Source organism: Coriobacteriia bacterium, assembly GCA_030652115.1.
Classification (GTDB): Bacteria; Actinomycetota; Coriobacteriia; order Anaerosomatales; family Anaerosomataceae; genus UBA6100.
This window is the reverse complement of sequence record JAUSBK010000001.1, coordinates 463,373-481,302: the sequence shown is the minus strand read 5'-3', so window position 1 is coordinate 481,302 and position 17,930 is coordinate 463,373. Positions and strand designations below refer to the sequence as shown.

Sequence of the window (17,930 nt, the reverse complement as noted above, 5' to 3'; positions counted from 1 at the left end):
TGGAGCGCTATCGCTTCTCGGGCATCGTCACGAGCACCTGCGCGGAGTCGAGCGCCGTGAAGCCGGTCGCCTCATCGCCGGCCGCGACGCTGAAGAGCGCCACGAAGCCGACCTCGGGCGACAGGATGTAGTACTGGGTGCCCTCCATCGCGCCCTCGGCGAGCGGCGTGTAGTCGAACCGCACCAGGTACGCCTCGTCGATCGTGCCGGCCGGGGTCGTCACCGCGCTCTTGGCGAGCACGGTGGCGTTGATGCCGAAGCTGCCGGTGTCCGAGACCACGAAGGTCTCCCCAACCTCGAAGTCGACCGGCCAGAACTTGAGCGGGTTGGCGTAGGGCTCAGCCGTGGCCTGGTCGCCGGTCAGGGTGATCTTGCCGAGCTGGAGCATCCACTCGCCGGTCACCTGACGCGGATAGAAGTAGGTCGCAGTGGCGTCGGACGCCTTCACCACGTAGTCGTAGTCGGTGAAAGCGTCGATGCCATCAACGTCTGCGGGGTCCACGATCTCGGTGGTGCTCACCGCCCAGTCGGCGCCCGCCTCGAGCGTCCACGGGCCGGCCACGGGAAGCGCGACCGGCAGGGTGCCGCCACCGGGGTACATGGCGATGTCCCAGGCGTAGCCCGGCTCCATCGGAAGCGTCGAGGCCCACTCGCCTGCGGGCTGCTCGTTTGGCTCCGCCTCGGTGCCGGTGGTCCCTGACTCATCCGGAGTGGTCTCGTCAGTGCAGCCCGCCAGCGCGGCCGCCACAACAAGTACGATCAGGAGCACACCAAGAATCCGCTTCACCCGCATCACGTTCCCTTCCGGGCGCCCGCGCTTGCGCGGCCGCCGACGTTACGCCTGCTTGATCTCGATCTCGACCCCGTCGGGGTCGTTGAAGAACAGGAGCCGCCAGTCTGGCGGGATCTCGCGGATGGCCGCATCCTCGGGCAGTACACCCGCCGAGCGGAGTTCTGCGAACGCCGCGTCGATGTCGTGCGTCTCGAGCGCGAGGTGTTTGAAGCCGAGGACCCGCGAAGGCACCTCGGCAGCCGGCACCGGCTCGCGATACCAGAAGAGCTCCAACTGGATCGCGCCGAGCCGGAGAAACGAGAGCGTCTTGTCCTCGCCCACGCGCTCGGCGGCCTGCTCGAAGCCGAGCGTGCGGTAGAACGCCTTCGAGCGCTCGAGGTCGCTCACGACGATGCCGATGTGGTGCGGCGTGAGGTCCATGGCGCTCAGCCCAGCTTCGATCCGGCGACGCGGGCAAGCTCGGCCTTGTCGCAGTTGCCGCCGCATCGGGCGGCCGCGGCGGCGATGACCCGGCCCATGTCGCGCTTCTCAGTAAAGCCGCCGTCGGCGATCACGCACTCGACGACCTGCGCGAGCGCGTCGCCGGTCACCTGCGCCGGCAGGTAGCCCTCGAGGATGGCCACCTGCCCGGCGAGCAGCGCCGTCCGCGCGTCGTCGGTGCCCACCTTGATCGACCCTTCGAGCGTCTCGCCCGTCTGCTTGAGCACCTTCTTGAGCGCGGCGATGACCTCCTCATCAGTGACGTCTCGCTGCGACTCCTTCTCCTTGATGTCGATCTCGTTCTTCACCTGACGCAGGATCGACAGCCGCGGCTTGTCGTGTGCACGCATCGCGGCGGTGATCTCCGAGCCGATGAGGTCCTTGTTCATGCGCTCCGCCCCTTTCACCCGATCGGGCCACGTCCGAGTGTAGCGCACCGGCTCCTCGCGAGAACCTTGCATTCGACGTTCCGGTGCATTAGATTAGCGACCTAACCATTAGTCTGCTAATCTTTCGGTCGCTAACAATCACCGCAAGGGAGTGATCCCGTGACCCACCCTGTGTTCGAGTTCGGCCCCGAAGAGGTCGACGCCACTACGATGGAAGCGTTCCGCGCGTTCAAGCGTGCGATGATGCTCCATCGGCGCCTGCTGATGGCGACTTTCGCCGAGGAGAGCATGCATCCGGCGCAGGCGGGCTGCCTGCAGGCGCTCGCCCACCGCGACGGCATGAGCCAAAGTGACCTGGCGGAGATGCTGCACGTCTCCCGGCCGACCGTGACCACCATGCTGCAGCGGATGGAGGGCGCCGAGGTGATCGAGCGCCGGCCGGACGAAGCCGACTCGCGCGTCTCGCGCGTGTACCTCACCGAGGCTGGCCGCGCGCTCGCGGATGAGATGCACGCGGGCTTCGTGGACATGCTGAACGTCAGCATGGGCTCGATGCCCGATGCCGATAAGCGGGAGTTCGCGCGCATCCTCGGCGCGGTGAACGATCATGTGGAGGCCGTCCTCAAGCAGCGTGGCGTGGGCGCCTGGGTCCACCCCGGACACGCAGAGGAGGGGCCGCAATGATGCGGATCTTCCGCTATCTCAAGCCCTACTGGAAGCAGATCGCCCTGGTATCGACACTCGTGCTCATCCAGGCGATCGCGAACCTCTACCTGCCCGATCTGAACGCGAACATCATCAACGACGGTGTGGCCAAGGGCGACACGGACTTCATCCTTCGCGAGGGCACGATCATGCTGGCCGTCACCCTCGTTCTCGGCGTGGTCTCGATCATCTCGGTCTACTGGGGATCTCGAACGGCGATGGCCTTTGGACGCGACCTGCGCCACGCGGTCTTCCACAAGGTTCAGAGCTTCTCTCTCGCCGAACTGAACGTCTTCGGCGCGCCGTCGCTCATCACCCGCACGACAAACGACGTGCAGCAGATCCAGATGCTCGTCGTCATCGGCCTGAACATCATGATCATGGCGCCGTTCATGGCCATCGGCGGCATCATCATGGCCGTTCGGCAGGATGCACCGCTCTCGCTGCTCATCGTGGTCGTGATCCCCGTGCTCGCCCTCATGCTGGGCTTCATCATGCGCAACGCCATGCCGATGTTCAGAAGCATGCAGTCGCGCATCGACCGGGTGAACCAGGTGATGCGCGAGAAGCTCTCGGGCATCCGGGTGATCCGCGCGTTCGTGCGAAGCGACTTCGAGGAGGCACGTTTCGACGGCGCCAACCGGGAGCTCTCGGAGACGATGCTCGGGGTCGGCCGCCTGTTCGCCATGGTGATGCCCGCGGTGATGGCGATCTTCAACCTCTCGCTGGTGGCCACGATGTGGTTCGGCGGCCTGCGCATCGACAGCGGCGCAATGCCCATCGGCAACCTCACCGCGTTTCTCACGTACATCATGCAGATCCTCATGTCGGTCATGATGGCCGCGATCATGTTCGTCATGGTGCCGCGCGCGCAGGCATCCGCCGACCGCATCAACGAGGTGCTCGACACCGAGCCGAAGATCTGCGACCCGGCCGAGCCGGTCACGCCGGCCGAGACCCGTGGCGTGGTGGACTTCCGCAACGTGGAGTTCCGCTACCCTGGCGCCGAGGACCCCGTGCTCTGCAGCATCTCCTTCACCGCGCAGCCGGGACAGACCACGGCGATCGTCGGCAGCACGGGCAGCGGCAAGTCAACCCTCATCAACCTCATCCCGCGCTTCTACGACGTCACCGGCGGCACGCTGCTCGTGGACGGTGTGGACGTGCGCGACATGACCCAGGCCGAGCTGTGGAGCCGGGTCGGCTTCATCCCGCAGAAGGCGTTCCTGTTCAGCGGCACGGTCGCGAGCAACCTGCGCTACGGACGCGAGGAGGCCACCGACGACGAGCTGTGGCACGCGCTCGAGGTCGCGCAGGGCAAGGCGTTCGTCTCGGCGATGGAAGACGGGCTGGAGTCGCCGATCACCCAGGGCGGCAGCAACGTCTCGGGCGGCCAGCGCCAGCGTCTGGCCATCGCCCGCGCACTCGTGAAGCGCCCCGAGATCTACGTATTCGACGACAGCTTCTCGGCGCTCGACTTCAAGACCGACGCGGCTTTGCGCGCAGCGCTCGCGCACGACACTGCCGAAGCGACCGTGATCATCGTCGCTCAGCGCGTGAGCACGATCATGCACGCCGACCGGATCGTCGTGCTCGATGAGGGGACCATCGTCGGCATGGGCACGCATAGCGAACTCATGGCGACCTGCCCGACGTACCTGGAGATCGTCCGAAGCCAGCTGACCGAGGAGGAGGTCGCATGAGCGAGAACACGAAGCCGAACGCGGCGCCTGCTCCCGCAGCCGGTCCCGGTCGCGGACCGGGTGCCGGCGGCCCGATGATGGGCCCGGGCGGCCACGGGCTGATGACAGCCGGGGCGAAGACGAAGGACTTCAAGGGCTCGCTGAAGCGGCTCGGCGGCTATCTCAAGCCGCACACCGCCATGCTCGTGATCGTGCTCCTGCTCACCACGGCAAGCGTGGCCTGCAGCGTGGCGGGGCCGCGGATTCTCGGCACGGCCACGAACGTGCTGTTCGAAGGCGTGATCGGCAAAGCCATGGCCGAGCAGCTGCCGCCGGGCACCACGCAGGACCAGGCGGTCGAGATGCTGCGCGCCGCAGGTGAGGAGAACCTTGCCGACATGATCTCGGGCATGTCGATCACGATCGGCGAGGGCGTGGACTTCGACCTCGTAGCCAAGTGGCTGCTCTTGCTCGCCGGAATCTACCTGCTCTCGGCCCTCTTCAGTTGGGGCCAGGGGTATCTGATGGCTGGCATCACGCAGAAGACCATCTACGGCCTTCGCAAAGAAGTCGACGAGAAACTCGCGCGCCTGCCGCTCAAGTACTTCGACGACAACTCGCGCGGCGACACGCTGTCGCGTGTGACCAACGACATCGACAACATCGCGCAGACGCTCCAGCAGCAGGCGGCCCAGATCGTCACCTCGGTGCTGACCATCATCGGCGTGCTCGGCATGATGCTGTGGATCAGCCCGCTTCTCGCCGGACTGTCGCTGCTGGTGATCCCGTTTTCGGTGGTGGTGACCATGTTCATCGCCAAGCGTTCGCAGAAGCAGTTCGCGGCGCAGTGGGAGCGCACGGGCACGCTGAACGGCCACGTTGAGGAGATGTTCTCCGGCCACGGCGTGGTGAAGGTCTTCGGCCGTCAGGCCGAGGCGGTCGAGGTGTTCGACCGCGAGAACGAGGGTCTGTACCAGGCGTCGTTCCGCGCGCAGTTCATCTCGGGCACGATCCAGCCGTCGCTCCACTTCCTCAACAACCTCAACTACGTGGGCGTGGCCGTGATCGGTGGCCTCAAGGTCGCAAACGGCACGCTCAGCCTCGGCGACGTGCAGGCGTTCATCCAGTACTCGCGCCAGTTCACCCAGCCGATCGTGCAGACCGCTTCGGCAGCCAACGTCCTGCAGTCGGCAGTGGCGTCCGCCGAGCGCGTCTTCGAGCTGCTCGACGCACCCGAGGAGATCGCCGAGACCACGACGCCGGTCCACCTGACCGAGCCGAAGGGCCACGTTGAGTTCAAGCACATGAAGTTCAGCTATTCGGTGGACAAGCCACTCATCGAGGACCTATCGCTCGAGGCGCTTCCCGGCCAGACGGTCGCGATCGTCGGCCCCACCGGCGCGGGCAAGACCACGCTTGTGAACCTGCTCATGCGCTTCTACGAGCTCGACGGCGGCGCGATCTTGATCGACGGCGTGGACACGCGCGACATGACCCGCGACGAGCTCCGCCATACCTTCGGTATGGTGCTGCAGGACACGTGGCTGTTCAAGGGCACGATCCGCGAGAACCTCGCCTACGGCCGCGAAGACGCGACCGACGAGGAGATCATGACGGCCGCGCGCGCGGCGCACGTGGACCACTTCGTGCGCACGCTCACCGAGGGCTATGAGACCGAACTCAACGACGACAGCTCGAACATCTCGCAGGGACAGCGGCAGCTGCTCACGATCGCGCGCGCGTTCGTGGCCGACCCGCCGATCCTCATCCTCGACGAGGCGACGAGCTCGGTCGATACGCGCACCGAGTCGCTGATCCAGGCGGCGATGACGCGGCTCATGCAAGGCCGCACGAGCTTCGTGATCGCGCATCGCCTTTCGACCATCCGTGACGCAGGTCTCATCCTGGTTATGAACGAAGGCGCGATCGTCGAGCAGGGCACGCACGACGAGCTCATGGCGGCCGATGGCTTCTACGCCGACCTGTACAACAGCCAGTTCTCGGAGGCGTTCGACGAAGCGGTGTAGGCAGCCCCGGCCTCTACGCGGTGTCACCCCTGAATCTCAGCAGACCGTCGGCCATCGCTTCGGCCAGCGCCTCGACGACGTTGCCGTCGAACTGGGTGCCGCTGCACGCCACCATCTCGGCGACCGCCACTGCCGGACGCATCGCTTTGCGGTACGGCCGCACGGTCGTCATCGCGTCGAACGCATCGGCTACCGCAAGGACCCGGGCAGGCAGTGGGATCTCGTCGCCAGTGATCCCGTCCGGATATCCCGAGCCGTCCAGGTGCTCGTGATGGTGGCGAACGATGGGGACGATATCGGCGAGGAACGGGATCATGGTGATGATATCGGCGCCGACGGCCGAGTGTTCCTTGACTGACGCGTACTCCTCCCGCGTGAGTGCCGCCGGTTTCGCCAGGAGCGTTTCGGGGACACCGATCTTGCCCACGTCGTGCAGCAGCCCCGCTCGTTCGAGCTGCGGAACCAGGTCGTCTCGGCCCATGTGTTTGGCAAGGGCGACCGCGTAGTCGGCGACGTTCAAGGAATGGCGCGCGGTGTAGCTGTCCTTGGCGTCGACCGCCGCCACGAGCGCCTGGAGCGTGCCTACGCTCTGCTGCTCTGCATCACGCAGAGAGGCACTCAGCCGCTGACTGAGCACATCGATATGCCGCGCCTGGATATCGATCTCCTGCTCTGCCTTTCGGATGAAGAGTCTCAGCAGGGTGTACGTGAGCATGGCTCCTGAGAGCACCACCACCGCGATGGCAGTCGAGACGCCGTTCATGAACGGCCCGATGAGCGAGTAGGGACGCGCCCCGATGACCGCGCCGTACGGCTCATCGTCAGGTGTCAGCCGAAGCGGTGCCACGACCAGAAGCGCGTCGACCTCCTCCTCGTGCACGATGGCGTTGTACGGGGCATCCTTGGGGAGCACCTGGTCGACCTCGGCAAGCCCGCGCGCGGTGAGCTGACACCCCTCCTCGGCGGTGGTCGCATACACTTCTCCGTCGACCGAGACCAGCGTGATGCAGACGAAGGAGCCCTGGTCCACGAGCGAATAGAAGTTGGTCTCGAAGTGCTCCTGCACCACCGGGTCCGTGATCGAGTCGCCCTGGCCCATGCTGGCGACACCGATTCCGTTCAGGCCCGACGCGATCATGCGGCCATAACTCATGATCTGGACCTGCCGGATGCCGACCACGACCACGGCGGCCACGATAAGCGCGGGCACCATGACGAAGACGAACCCGAGACGCTTGAACCGCTCGAGCAGTTGTGCACGCGATGGATCCACCGGCAGCTCCCCTCGCCTGCAGCTGCGGCCCCCTGCCCCTGGGTGGATATACCCGCAACAGCCCGGGGAAGATCGAGAGCGAGCTCATGCACGGCCGCACGAGCTGCGCATCGCCTCTCGACGATTCGGGATGCGGGCCTCATCCTGGTGATGAACGAGGGCGCAATCGTCGAGCAGGGCACGCACGCCGAACTCATGGCGGCCGGCGGGTGGAAGGACGAGTGATCGGGCATGATGTACCTCGCTGCGGTCGGAGGATTCGCGCTGCTGTTCGGCGGCGGCGAGTTCCTCGTCCGCGGCGCCGTCGCCGTCTCCCGCCGCTTCGGGCTCTCGCCGCTGCTCATCGGCATGACCGTGGTGGCATGGTGCACCTCGGCACCGGAGCTTGTGGTGAGCCTAGGCGCCGCGCTCAGGGGCAGCTCAGACATCGCCGTGGGCAACGTCGTGGGCAGCAACATCTTCAACGTCCTCGGCGTGCTTGGCGCCTCGGCGGTCATCGCACCGATCATCGTTAAGCCGGAGGCGCTGCGCCGCGACACGGGCGTCATGCTCGCTGCCGCCCTCGCACTCGCGCTCATCGCGCTCACCGGCGAGATTGGCCGCGTTGCGGGCGCGGTGCTGCTCGTGGCGCTCGCCGCGTTCGTCACCTACTCCTACCGCACCGAGCTTTCCGGGACGCAACCTTCGAGGGAGCTTCACGAGCATGAGGCCGAGGAGTTCACCGGGCCGGGATCGATCGGTGCCGGGATCGGCTACCTCGCACTCGGGCTCGGGGCGCTCGTCATCGGCTCGCAGTTGCTCATCACCGGCGCGACGGATATCGCCCGCACCTACGGCGTGTCCGAGGCGATCATCGGGCTGTCGCTCGTGGCGGTCGGCACATCGCTGCCCGAGCTGGCGACAAGCGTGATGGCCGCGGCGCGCGGGCATGCCGACGTGGCGGTCGGCAACGTCGTGGGCAGCAACATCTTCAACATCCTCGGCATCCTCGGCATCGCAGCGCTCGTGCGTCCCATCGGCGTGGCCGCGCATATGGCCTCGCTCGACGTGTGGGTGATGCTCGGCGTGTGCGTGACGCTTGCGCTGTTGCTGCTCGTCCGCGGGCGGATCGGGCGCATCGAAGGCGGCGTCTTCCTCGCGCTCTACGCGGGCTACATGGTGCTGCTCTTCAGCTGAGACGCCGGCCGAGGGGTCGTGCGGTGTGGCCTCGGCGGGTGAGAGGTACTAGCATGAGTACCCACACCTCGGTTGGCGGGGAGACCCGCCTCGGCTTTCAGGAGCTGCGCATGCACGTCGTCATCGGAGGGTACGGGCGCGTCGGGCGGTACCTCGCATCGATGCTCGAGGAGCGCGGTCACTCGGTCGCGGTCATCGACCGCAGCGAGAAGTCGTTCTCCATCGCGGGGGCCGACATCCGCGGACGGCGCATCGCCGGCGAGGTCTTCGACCGCGACACGTTGGTGAAGGCAGGCATCGAGAAAGCCGACGCCTACGCGGCGGTCACGAGCGGCGACAACTCCAACATCGTGAGCGCACGCGTCGCGCGCGAGCGCTTCAACGTGCCGTGCGTGGTGGCGCGCATCTACGACCCGCGGCGCGCGGTCATCTACAAGCGCTTCGGCATCCCCACGATCTCGAGCGTGAACTGGTCGAGCAACATGCTGCTCGCAAGCATCCTCGAGCCGGACCTCAAGACCGTGGCGACCTTCGGCGGCGGCGAGGTCGTGGTCATCACTGCCGAGGCCACCACGCATCTCACCGGTCGCACCATCAACGACGTGGCCTACCCCGGCAAGTTCCACGTGACCACGCTCGTCCGCGACGGCGTGGCCATGCTGCCCGAGCCGCGGACCGAGCTTCACAAGGGCGACCGCCTGAAGATCACCGTGACCCGCGACGCGCTCCCGGAGCTCAAGAAGCTCCTGGGGCTGGAATAGGAGGCCGAAGATGAAGGTCGTCATCGTCGGCGGCGGCAAGACCGGAGAGTACCTCGCCGAGCGGCTGTACAAGAAGCACGCGGTCACGCTGATCGAACAGCGCGCCGAGCGGGTCGAGTACCTGCGCGCGGCGCTGCCCGAAGTGGAGACCCTGACCGGCGACGCGTGCGAGCCCTCGGTGCTCGAGAGCGCGGGGACCGGCGATGCCGAGATGGTCATCGCGGTCACAGGCGACGACGAGGACAACCTCGTGGTGGCCATGCTCACCAAGGTGCTCGAGGGCGGCACGGTCTACGCGCGCGTGAACCACCCGCGCAACGAGTGGCTCTTCGACAAGGCGTGGGGCGTGGACGTTGCCGTCTCATCTCCCGCGATGCTCTACGGCCTCATCGGCCGCGACCTGGTCTTCGGCGACGTGATCCCGCTCCTCGACCTGCGCGCCGACGATGTGGCGGTCGACGAGGTGCGCCTACCCGCCGACGCAACAGCGGTGGGCCAGACGCTTGCCGAGGTTGCGCTTCCCGCGAACATCACCGTGATGGCGGTGCTTGCCGCCGAAGGTGGCGTGCGCGCGGCCCGCGGCGAGACGGTGCTCGAGGCCGGCGATCAGCTGCTGCTGCTCGCCCAGGGAGCGCTGGATGACGTTGCGGTTCTGAGCGCGCTGGGAATCAAGCGGGAGGCCGAGGCGGACGAGGAGCCGGGGCAGCACTAGGGTGGGACTGGCGCGGGCGTGCGGAGTCCCGCGCTGCGTAGTCCTCGCCGGGGGCCCGCGGCGCCTCGGAGGACATGCCTCCTCGGCGCCTTCCCCGGCTGCGGAGTGACTCCGCGCAGAACCCCGCACGTCCGCGCTCGGGGCAAACGGGTGCTTCTCGCGGACTCAGCGACAGCGGACAATCGCGGCTGCACCGACAAGCACGATCCACGCCCTGCATCCGACGAGCGTCACGGTCCCAAGGTAACGGTAGACCACGTCGTTAGCTGAGTGTCACGACGCAGCGGACCGTGCAACGACTCAGAGAAAGTGAGTTGCCAGACGGGATAGACCCAGAATGATAAACACCACTCCAACAGCCCTGGCGATCCACTTCTGGAACGCCCTCTCCCCCTCGCCAGCACCGAACCGCACCTGAATGTTCGCCAGCGTCTCTGCGCTGACGAGAGCGATGACTCCAACTAGCATCAGGAACAGCCCCATGCCAACGGCGATGACGAGAGGTACTCGGAGATCGGATCCACGCTGTCGCTCCTTCTAGTGGAGATAGTCGCCGCCATACGATGTAGTGCCCTGGTGAGCAAGACCGCGCGAGGCAAGGGACGAAGCCGCCCGGCGGAAGGTGCCGGTCGCACCTCAGCACTCGAGCGAGTCCTGCGACGCCGCGCTCATCATGCTGACGAGATCGCTCATGACAGAGAATGCATACTGACGGAACTGCTCGTCCGCCATGCCGGGAAACGCTGTCTGAGGGCGTTGATTGACAAGCGCGGCAACCCCGGCCGAATCGGGACTGTCGAACAGCGATGACAGGTTGCGATGCGCCTTCTTGAACCACGCGGTCTGGACTGCGGCGAACCTCGTGAACTCAGCGGCGATCATCTCTCTCCACGCCGGGAAGGCGTCGAGCACGAAGAAGACATAGTAGAGGTCCTTCTCGCGCTTGAGGCGGTCGCGGCGGTCCCTGAACGCCAGCGCCTTGTGGAACACGAATGCCCCCGGCCGCGGTACCAAGACGGTATGGTCAGCTGCCTCGCCGGTGAGCGCGCCAAGATCGACCGCCCATGGGTCCTCGAGCATGATGCCGACGTAGTGCAGCCCTTGTGCCGTCAGGTCGGACTGGACCTGGACCGCGCCTTCGGCCGCGCCCGGCGCATCGGTGATGAACTCGATCTCAACCTCCCCCTCGGTGGTGGTCGCCACATACTTGGTCACCGGCGGCGTGTCGAGTGAATGGAACCGGCACTCGAACTCGGCAGCCGTGAGCAGCTCGTCGATGCTCCGGCCCTTGAGAGGCACGGTCCGCCGAACGGCGAGGTCGATGTCACGTGTCCTCGGCGAGCGGCCCGATGCGGTCGCGTCATAGAGCAGCTCGTAGATGTGGGGCACCCATCCGCCAGCAAGCACGACCTCATCCAGATACGGCTCGATCGCGCTCAGGCCGCGCCGAAGGACCGGGTCGAGGCCGCTCACAATCGGTCATCCCTCTCGAGCAAGGGCCGCAGGCGACGGTCGTAGAGGTGCTCGGCCTGCTCGCGCCCACGCACAGGGGCATCGTAGAGATCCAGGTAGAGCTGGATGTCGGATGCAACCCTGACCGTCGTCTCACCGACCCTTGCCACCTGACTCCCATAGAACGCCGAGGTCCTGTAGTAGGGCACCAGCAGGTTCACGTTGCCGCCCCGGTCTACCGGCCGGGCGCCGAAGTCCTCGAGCGCACCGCGCGCGGAGTCAACCTCACGGACGTAGAGGTCCACAGCATCGAAAGCGGCGTAGGGATCGACGACGCTCGCGCCAGCGTGACCTGTGAAGACGTGATCGATCCGCCTCGCCGCAAGGACGTCGGCAACAGGCGCGATGACCGACTCGGCATTGGGTGCGGTGATGAAGTACATGCGGACGTCACGTGGTCTCCTCGAGCGGTGCGCTGCCACCCAATCGCCGAGCAGCTCGGGGCCGTGACGCAGGACGATTCCCTCGCTCCTCCGCGCAGCGTACCCACGACGCTCGAGCTCCTGGACCACCTTCGATACGTAGCCCGGTGTCAGAGTGATCCGCTCATCGCACGAACCCACGAGCTCGGCGATCTGCCGGATGCCGATCGGCGATTCCGCCATCAAGAGCGTCCGCAACACGAGAGAGGCCTTGTCTGAGAACAGGTCCCTGTGCTCGCGCGTCTCCTTGTCTGGGTTGAGGAACCCCCGCCGGTCGATGTGGACCCCGGGGGCGCTGATCCACGCGTTGCCCGCATAGTCGAGAAAGGCGATGCTGGCCGCCCGAAGCAGCTCCTGCTTCGCAGGACTGAAGTAGGGCGCGGCGAGAACGGCGAGAGCGTCGCTCCGCTCGCCCTGCCGCATGCAAAGCAGCCCGGCGGCGTCCTTGAGCTGTGCGGTGCTCGTTTGATCGACGATCTCGATCAGCAGGTACAGATCACCTACGCGTGCTTCGACGTCAGCGCGGCCTGCCGTAGCATGCCTGCGATTCTCCGGATGAAGCTCAATCGGCTGATCCGGGAAGAGATCGCGAAGTGCACGCTCGAGTCTGGAGTGCTTCTCGTACTGCAGGGGCATGTTTCCTCCTGGTGCCATGTGTCCCACATGGGAAACACCATACTCTCAGGAAACACGAGAAGCAACTCACGAACATGAGAAGGCGGAGAGCCTGAAGTCGTTCGGGGTGTACGTTGGTCGGTCGCAGGAGTGCCCTGCTGGTCCTGGACAGACACGCCACTTCTGGCCTGAGCAGGTTGTTCGCCGCGCCCGCCGTCGGCTCGTCCGCTCGAAGGACAAACGGGCGCCTCTTGGCGGCTCAGCGACGGCGAATCATTGGGGCTGCACCGACAAGCACGATCCACGCCCCGCCTCCGACGAGCGTCACGATCCAAGGCGCTCCGTAGATGACCGTTCGCCCCCACTGCCAGGATCTCGCCTCGATCGAGCCCAGGAGAATGACCCCCAGCACAAGCGGGAGACTGATCCGCAGGTACTTCTGAGACATCGGATGCAAGTAGCCGAAGCGCACCGCGATCAGCACGTGCGCTATCCCCATCACGATGAGTGAGGCAATCGCAACATATCCGGGAAGCGTCAGGCCCATGTCTCCCTCAGCCACCCGTTGTGACAAGGCACACCATCGGCCTCATCCAATTGGATGCCGCCAGTCTCGCCCAAGCCTCGTTCACGAGATCCGCTCCCAGGTGGCGTCACGTCCGCCCTTGGCGCAGCGGATCTCACCTTTGTCGCGGAGCTCCCCAAGCACGCGCACGATCGTCGGACGGCTCACGCCGGGACACGCACGCTCCACATCGGCGTAACGGAACGTTTCGGGCATGTGGCGGATGCAGTCGATAACCATCTGCCGCTTCGCGCCGCGCCCAGTACCCACCCTGCCGACGCGCTCCTCGAACTCGAGGTACGCTGCCAGCAGCACGCCGTGCGAGTACTGCAGCCACGGCAGGAGATCGTGCTCGCCTTCGTGCCATCCTGCCGAGGATGCCTCGAGCGACTCGTAGTAGGTGTCCTTGGTGTCTTCGATGATCCGCTCGAGGCTGATGTAGCGGCCCACCTCGAACCCGGTCTGATGGAGCATCAGAAGACTCAGGATCCGCGAGAGCCTACCGTTGCCGTCCGCGAACGGATGGATGCATAGGAAGTCGAACACGAAGGCGGGGACACTGATCAGCGGATCCACGGTGCCCTGCGCCGAGACACGCTGGTAGCCGTCGACGAGCTCGGTCATCGCCGCCTCGACGACAGCTGGCGCCACCGGCGCGAATCGAAGACGGTGGGTGCCATCAGCGAGCACGTCCACGATGTCGTTGGGCGCCGCCTTCCAAGCACCGCCAGGATTGGGCGTGAAGCGGTACAGGTCTCTGTGGAGCTCGAGGATGAGTCCGGTCGTGACGCGCATGCCCGACGCGTTGGCGTGAACCGTTGCGAGCGCGTCGCGGTAACCCGCGATCTCCTGCTCCGACCGATTCCTCGGGGCCGCGGCTTCTGCCACTAGTTCCGCAACGCGTCCCTCATCGGCGACGACGCCCTCGATGCGGCTGGAGGATTCGATGCTCTGGACCCGAGCGATGTCTCGAAGGGCTTCCAGCAGTTGCGGCGATTGGCGCTCACAGAGCTGTTGGCGGCCCTTGTACTCGCAGAGCCTGCCAATGGACCGCACGGTCGACATCGGGATCATCGTGTTCTCGAGCCGACCCGGTGCAAACGAGCCGCGCATGGCTCCCCCCGTCGCCGAAAGAATGAATCGTAGTGCGCCAGAATGATATCGTTAATGACTCATGATGTCATCACCCTGCGTGAGAACAATGAATCACTACGTGCCCACGTGATACCGTTAACGGCTCACTGCGTTCCTGAACTTGGAGCAGTCGGCGACCGCCTTCGCGGGACTCAACACCCTCACGGTCGTGCCTTCGATCGAGTGAGACGCACACCGTTTTCGGCGCGGTCGTGCAGGAGTTCTGCGCGGAGTCACTCCGCAGCCGGGGGAGGCGCCGAGGAGGCATGTCCTCCGAGGCGCCGAGGGCCCCCGGCGAGGACTACGCAGCGCGGGACTCCCGCACGCCCACGCGGCCCTCGGAAGTACGCCTCGCCTACTCCTGCCTCGGCAGCGGGCAGCTCGCCCCGCCAGGCGTGCATGGCTCATTGATGTGGTACGGCACGTCGGTCATGATCACGCCCGGCTCGCCGAAGAGCTGCTGCTTCAGGATGAAGGACGTCTGGTCGTGCAGGATCGCATCGCCGACGTTCTCGGGCGCGTACTCGGGCAAGACGACGGTCACGACGTGATCGTTCGTGGGCCTCGGCACCGCGCGGATGAAGTCGAGGATCGGCGCGACGATCTCCCGGTAGGGCGACTCGATCACGGTGAGCCGCACGCCGAAACCGGCCTTGTCCCAGCGACGCTCGAAGGCGCCCGTGTTCCCCGTGATGTCGACGTACACCGCCTCGAGCCTGTCGGCCTCGAGAGACTTGGCGTAGCGCAACGCACGGATGAGCCTGCGGTCGATGTCCTTCACGAGCACGATCACATGGTTGTGCATCCGGTTGTACGACTGCCAGTCGAGGTCGGCGAACTCCTCGGGGCGGATCGCCAGTTCGCGGCGCACGCGATCGTACTGCTGCCGCACCCACAGGAAGTACGCCACGATGAGCGGGATGAGGATGAGCACGATCCACGCGCCGTGCGTGAACTTGGCGATCGCGATCACAGCGGTCACGACGCCGGTAGTGATCGCGCCCGCGGCGTTGATCACCATCGAGCGCTGCCAGCCCTCCTCGCGGATGCGCAGGTGGTGCACCACCATGCCGGCCTGCGAGAGCGTGAAGGAGCTGAACACGCCCACGGCGTAGAGCGGGATGAGCTTGGTGGTGATGCCGCCGAAGCCTACCAAGAGGCCGATCGCCGCAAGCGTGAGCAGGATGATCCCGTTGCTGTAGACGAGCCGGTGGCCACGGTCCCGCAGCTGGTGCGGCAGGAAGTCGTCGCTCGCCACGAACGACGACAGGCGCGGGAAGTCCGCATACGCGGTGTTGGCGGCGAGCACGAGGATGGCCGCCACGCTCGCGGATATCACGTAGTAGAGCCACCCCGTGCCGAACATCTCGCGCGAGAGTTGGCTGATGACCGTCTCGGTCTCGGAGGGCTGCACGCCGGCGAGCGTGGAGAGCAGCGCCACGCCGATGAACAGGAAGAGCAGGATGCCCGCCATCCAGGTGAGCGTCTTGGAGGCGTTCTCAGCCTCGGGCAGCTTGAAGGCCTGGACGCCGTTGGCGATCGCCTCCACGCCGGTCATGGCGGTGCATCCCGAAGCGAACGCTTTGAGCACCAGGAACAGGCCGAGCGACTGTATCGCCTCGATCGGCTCGTGAGGCACGGGAACGCTGAAGCCGTTGCCGGTCGCGAAGCGCACGAGCCCCGCGACCACCATGAAGCCGATCAGCAGGATGAAGATGAAGGTGGGGCCCGCGAAGATCGCGCCGGACTCCTTCACGCCCCGCAGGTTCGCGATCGCGAGCAGTAGAACGAAGGCGATCGCCATCGGCACGGTGTACTTGAGCAGCTGCGGTTGCGCCGAGGTGATGGCGGCGACCGCCGCCGAGATCGACACGGCCACGGTGAGGATGTAGTCCACCAGGAGCGACGCTCCCGCCACGAGTCCCGGAATAGTGCCGAGGTTCTCCTTGGCCACGATGTAGGAGCCGCCGCCGCCCGGATACTCGCGGATCGTCTGCCGGTAGGACAACACCACCACGATCAGCAGCACGCCGATGGCTATCGCGATCGGCAGGGTGAGGCTGAGCGCGGCCGTGCCGGCAAGCGCCAGCATGAGCATGATCTCGCCCGGCGCGTAGGCCACCGACGAGAGCGCGTCACTCGAGAAGACCGCGAGCGCGACTGGATTGCTCAGGCGCTGGTGCATCGCCTCGCGGTTGTGCAGCGGATCGCCGAGCAGGAAGGTCTTGAGGGTGCGTGCCATCGGGCTCCTTGTGCGTGACGTGTCGGGTCGTCGGCTCCAGGGTACTCCAAGCCGGCGCGCGGCTCACAACGGGTGGCGATGCAGCTCCGCCCTGCGCGCACGCCACGCGGGCACGTAGCGTGCGACCTCGGCGTAGAAGGCAGCGTTGTGCCCCCGAACGCGCAGGTGACAGAGCTCGTGGAAGATCACGTAGTCCAGGCACGTCTCGGGGAGCCGTACGAGATGCGCGTTGAGCGTGATCGCCCCGGACGGGGCGAGGCTCCCCCAACGGCTGCGCATGCTGCGGACGCGAAGCTGCGGCTTGCGTTCTCCGGGCCCCGCGAACACCGCCCAGCACGCGTCGAACCGCTCGGCGAAGAGCATCCGGGCCCTCGCGAGCTCCTCGGCGGTGAGTGGGCCAGCCGACCGCGCGGCGCGCTCCGTGGCCTCGGCCTGCTTGCGTACGACCCACGCGGCGCGGTCGCTCACGAACCGGACGACGTCGCGGTCAGGCAGCCACCGGGGAACCCGCACGCGAACCTGGCCGTCACGAGAGACGGTCACGGCGATGCTGCGGCGGTCGCTTCTGAGGACCGAATACGGGATGCTGCGGTCCCCGACGACGAGGGTGCGCTCGGCGGTCATCGGCAGAGCATACCAGCCTTCGGACCCGCTGAGAGAGCAACACCCCGGCCGTCCGAGACGGACGACCGGGGTGTGTGTGGCGAATCGGTGATGCGCCTACGCGCCGGTGCCTTTCAGGCCCGCCAGGCGTGCCTCGATCTCGGCGTCGGACTCCGCGTCCTCGAGGTCCTCGAACTGTGCGTCGAGGGAGGATTCGGCCAGCTCGGCGGCACCGCGGACCTTGGCCTCTTCGCGGCGGATCTTGTCCTCGAAGCGGCCCAGCTCGCTCGTGGGGTCGGTGATGTCGATCGACTTGATCGCATCCTGCACCTGGCCCTGGGCGTCGGCGATGCGCGCGCGAGAAACGAGCTCGTCGCGCTTGGCCTTGAGCTCGTCCAGCTTGCCCCTCATGCTGTCGAGGCCGGCCTTGAGCTTGTCCACGACCTCGGTCTGCGACACGATCGTGGGCTTGAGTGTGGCGACCTCCGCCTCGAAGTCGATCTGCTTCTTGAGCGCCACGCGCGCGAGGTTGTCGAACTTGTCGGCGTCGGCGGTCTGACCGGCGGCCCGCATCTCATCGGCCTTGGCGCTCGCGGCCTTGGCCTTGCCGCCCCACTCGGCAGCGGCGGCCTCGTCCTCGCGCACGTCGTCTTCCATCATGCGCAGCCCGCCGATGGTCTGCGCCACGGCGGCTTCGGCCTCTGCGATGCCATTGGTGTAGTCGCGGATCATCTGGTCGAGCATGACCTGCGGGTCCTCGGCCGAGTCGATCAGCGCGTTGATGTTCGCCTTCGCAAGCTGCGCGATCCTGCCGAGAATGGACTGCTGTGATCCCATCT

17 protein-coding genes are annotated in these 17,930 nt (G+C 66.3%); 6 read left to right on the top strand and 11 right to left on the bottom strand.

What is annotated here, in order from left to right:
• Positions 1–7 precede the first annotated feature (7 nt).
• The 3 genes from Q7W51_02390 to Q7W51_02380 are packed head-to-tail and all read right to left on the bottom strand — an operon-like array spanning position 8 to position 1,662.
• Complete coding sequence (locus tag Q7W51_02390) at positions 8–793, bottom strand: hypothetical protein (GenBank protein MDO8847222.1); 786 nt, start codon at positions 791–793, stop codon at positions 8–10.
• Positions 794–835: 42 nt separating this feature from the next.
• Positions 836–1,213, bottom strand: coding sequence for a VOC family protein (locus Q7W51_02385; GenBank protein MDO8847221.1), 378 nt, complete (start codon positions 1,211–1,213; stop codon positions 836–838).
• Between the two features lie 5 nt (positions 1,214–1,218).
• Positions 1,219–1,662, bottom strand: coding sequence for a GatB/YqeY domain-containing protein (locus Q7W51_02380; GenBank protein ID MDO8847220.1), 444 nt, complete (start codon positions 1,660–1,662; stop codon positions 1,219–1,221).
• Positions 1,663–1,821: 159 nt separating this feature from the next.
• Here Q7W51_02380 and Q7W51_02375 point away from each other — a divergent pair, with 159 nt between their 5' ends.
• The 3 genes from Q7W51_02375 to Q7W51_02365 all read left to right on the top strand — a co-directional run bounded on the left by Q7W51_02375 (position 1,822) and on the right by Q7W51_02365 (position 6,076).
• Positions 1,822–2,346 (top strand): MarR family winged helix-turn-helix transcriptional regulator, encoded by a 525-nt coding sequence (locus Q7W51_02375; protein ID MDO8847219.1) that lies wholly within the window; start codon positions 1,822–1,824, stop codon positions 2,344–2,346.
• Positions 2,343–4,070, top strand: a complete 1,728-nt coding sequence (locus tag Q7W51_02370; GenBank protein ID MDO8847218.1) for an ABC transporter ATP-binding protein — start codon at positions 2,343–2,345, stop codon at positions 4,068–4,070. The genes Q7W51_02375 and Q7W51_02370 overlap by 4 nt, the downstream gene beginning before the upstream one ends.
• Positions 4,071–4,147: 77 nt before the next feature.
• Positions 4,148–6,076: an ABC transporter ATP-binding protein gene (locus Q7W51_02365; GenBank protein ID MDO8847217.1), complete on the top strand. Its 1,929-nt coding sequence runs from the start codon at positions 4,148–4,150 to the stop codon at positions 6,074–6,076.
• Positions 6,077–6,089: 13 nt separating this feature from the next.
• On the opposite strand, the gene Q7W51_02360 is transcribed toward Q7W51_02365, so the two are convergent.
• A complete protein-coding gene (locus Q7W51_02360; protein ID MDO8847216.1) occupies positions 6,090–7,349 on the bottom strand; it encodes an HD-GYP domain-containing protein in 1,260 nt (419 codons plus the stop codon).
• Positions 7,350–7,580: 231 nt separating this feature from the next.
• On the opposite strand from Q7W51_02360, the gene Q7W51_02355 reads away from it, so the two are divergent.
• Genes Q7W51_02355 through Q7W51_02345 form a run of 3 tightly spaced genes read left to right on the top strand, consistent with a single transcriptional unit; the run spans position 7,581 to position 9,998 of the window.
• On the top strand, positions 7,581–8,525 hold the full coding sequence (locus Q7W51_02355; protein ID MDO8847215.1) for a calcium/sodium antiporter: 945 nt from the start codon (positions 7,581–7,583) through the stop codon (positions 8,523–8,525).
• A 53-nt stretch (positions 8,526–8,578) separates the two neighbouring features.
• The gene (locus Q7W51_02350; GenBank protein ID MDO8847214.1) at positions 8,579–9,286 is read left to right on the top strand and encodes a TrkA family potassium uptake protein; all 708 of its coding nucleotides are present in this window, start codon (positions 8,579–8,581) and stop codon (positions 9,284–9,286) included.
• 10 nt (positions 9,287–9,296) lie between these two features.
• Positions 9,297–9,998 carry a TrkA family potassium uptake protein gene (locus Q7W51_02345; GenBank protein MDO8847213.1) on the top strand — a complete coding sequence of 234 codons (702 nt, stop codon included), beginning with the start codon at positions 9,297–9,299 and terminating at the stop codon, positions 9,996–9,998.
• Positions 9,999–10,634: 636 nt separating this feature from the next.
• Here the strand turns inward: Q7W51_02345 and Q7W51_02340 are convergent.
• The 7 genes from Q7W51_02340 to Q7W51_02310 form a co-directional block, all read right to left on the bottom strand.
• On the bottom strand, positions 10,635–11,471 hold the full coding sequence (locus Q7W51_02340; protein MDO8847212.1) for a GSU2403 family nucleotidyltransferase fold protein: 837 nt from the start codon (positions 11,469–11,471) through the stop codon (positions 10,635–10,637).
• Positions 11,468–12,568 (bottom strand): type IV toxin-antitoxin system AbiEi family antitoxin, encoded by a 1,101-nt coding sequence (locus tag Q7W51_02335; protein MDO8847211.1) that lies wholly within the window; start codon positions 12,566–12,568, stop codon positions 11,468–11,470. Before Q7W51_02335 ends, Q7W51_02340 begins: the two co-directional genes overlap by 4 nt.
• A gap of 238 nt (positions 12,569–12,806) precedes the next feature.
• Positions 12,807–13,094 (bottom strand): hypothetical protein, encoded by a 288-nt coding sequence (locus tag Q7W51_02330; GenBank protein ID MDO8847210.1) that lies wholly within the window; start codon positions 13,092–13,094, stop codon positions 12,807–12,809.
• Between the two features lie 81 nt (positions 13,095–13,175).
• Positions 13,176–14,225, bottom strand: a complete 1,050-nt coding sequence (locus Q7W51_02325; GenBank protein MDO8847209.1) for a Fic family protein — start codon at positions 14,223–14,225, stop codon at positions 13,176–13,178.
• 376 nt (positions 14,226–14,601) lie between these two features.
• Positions 14,602–16,488: an APC family permease gene (locus Q7W51_02320; GenBank protein MDO8847208.1), complete on the bottom strand. Its 1,887-nt coding sequence runs from the start codon at positions 16,486–16,488 to the stop codon at positions 14,602–14,604.
• Positions 16,489–16,551: 63 nt separating this feature from the next.
• Positions 16,552–17,112, bottom strand: coding sequence for a DUF45 domain-containing protein (locus Q7W51_02315; protein ID MDO8847207.1), 561 nt, complete (start codon positions 17,110–17,112; stop codon positions 16,552–16,554).
• A 96-nt stretch (positions 17,113–17,208) separates the two neighbouring features.
• On the bottom strand, positions 17,209–17,928 hold the full coding sequence (locus Q7W51_02310) for a PspA/IM30 family protein (protein MDO8847206.1): 720 nt from the start codon (positions 17,926–17,928) through the stop codon (positions 17,209–17,211).
• Between the last annotated feature and the right edge of the window lie 2 nt (positions 17,929–17,930).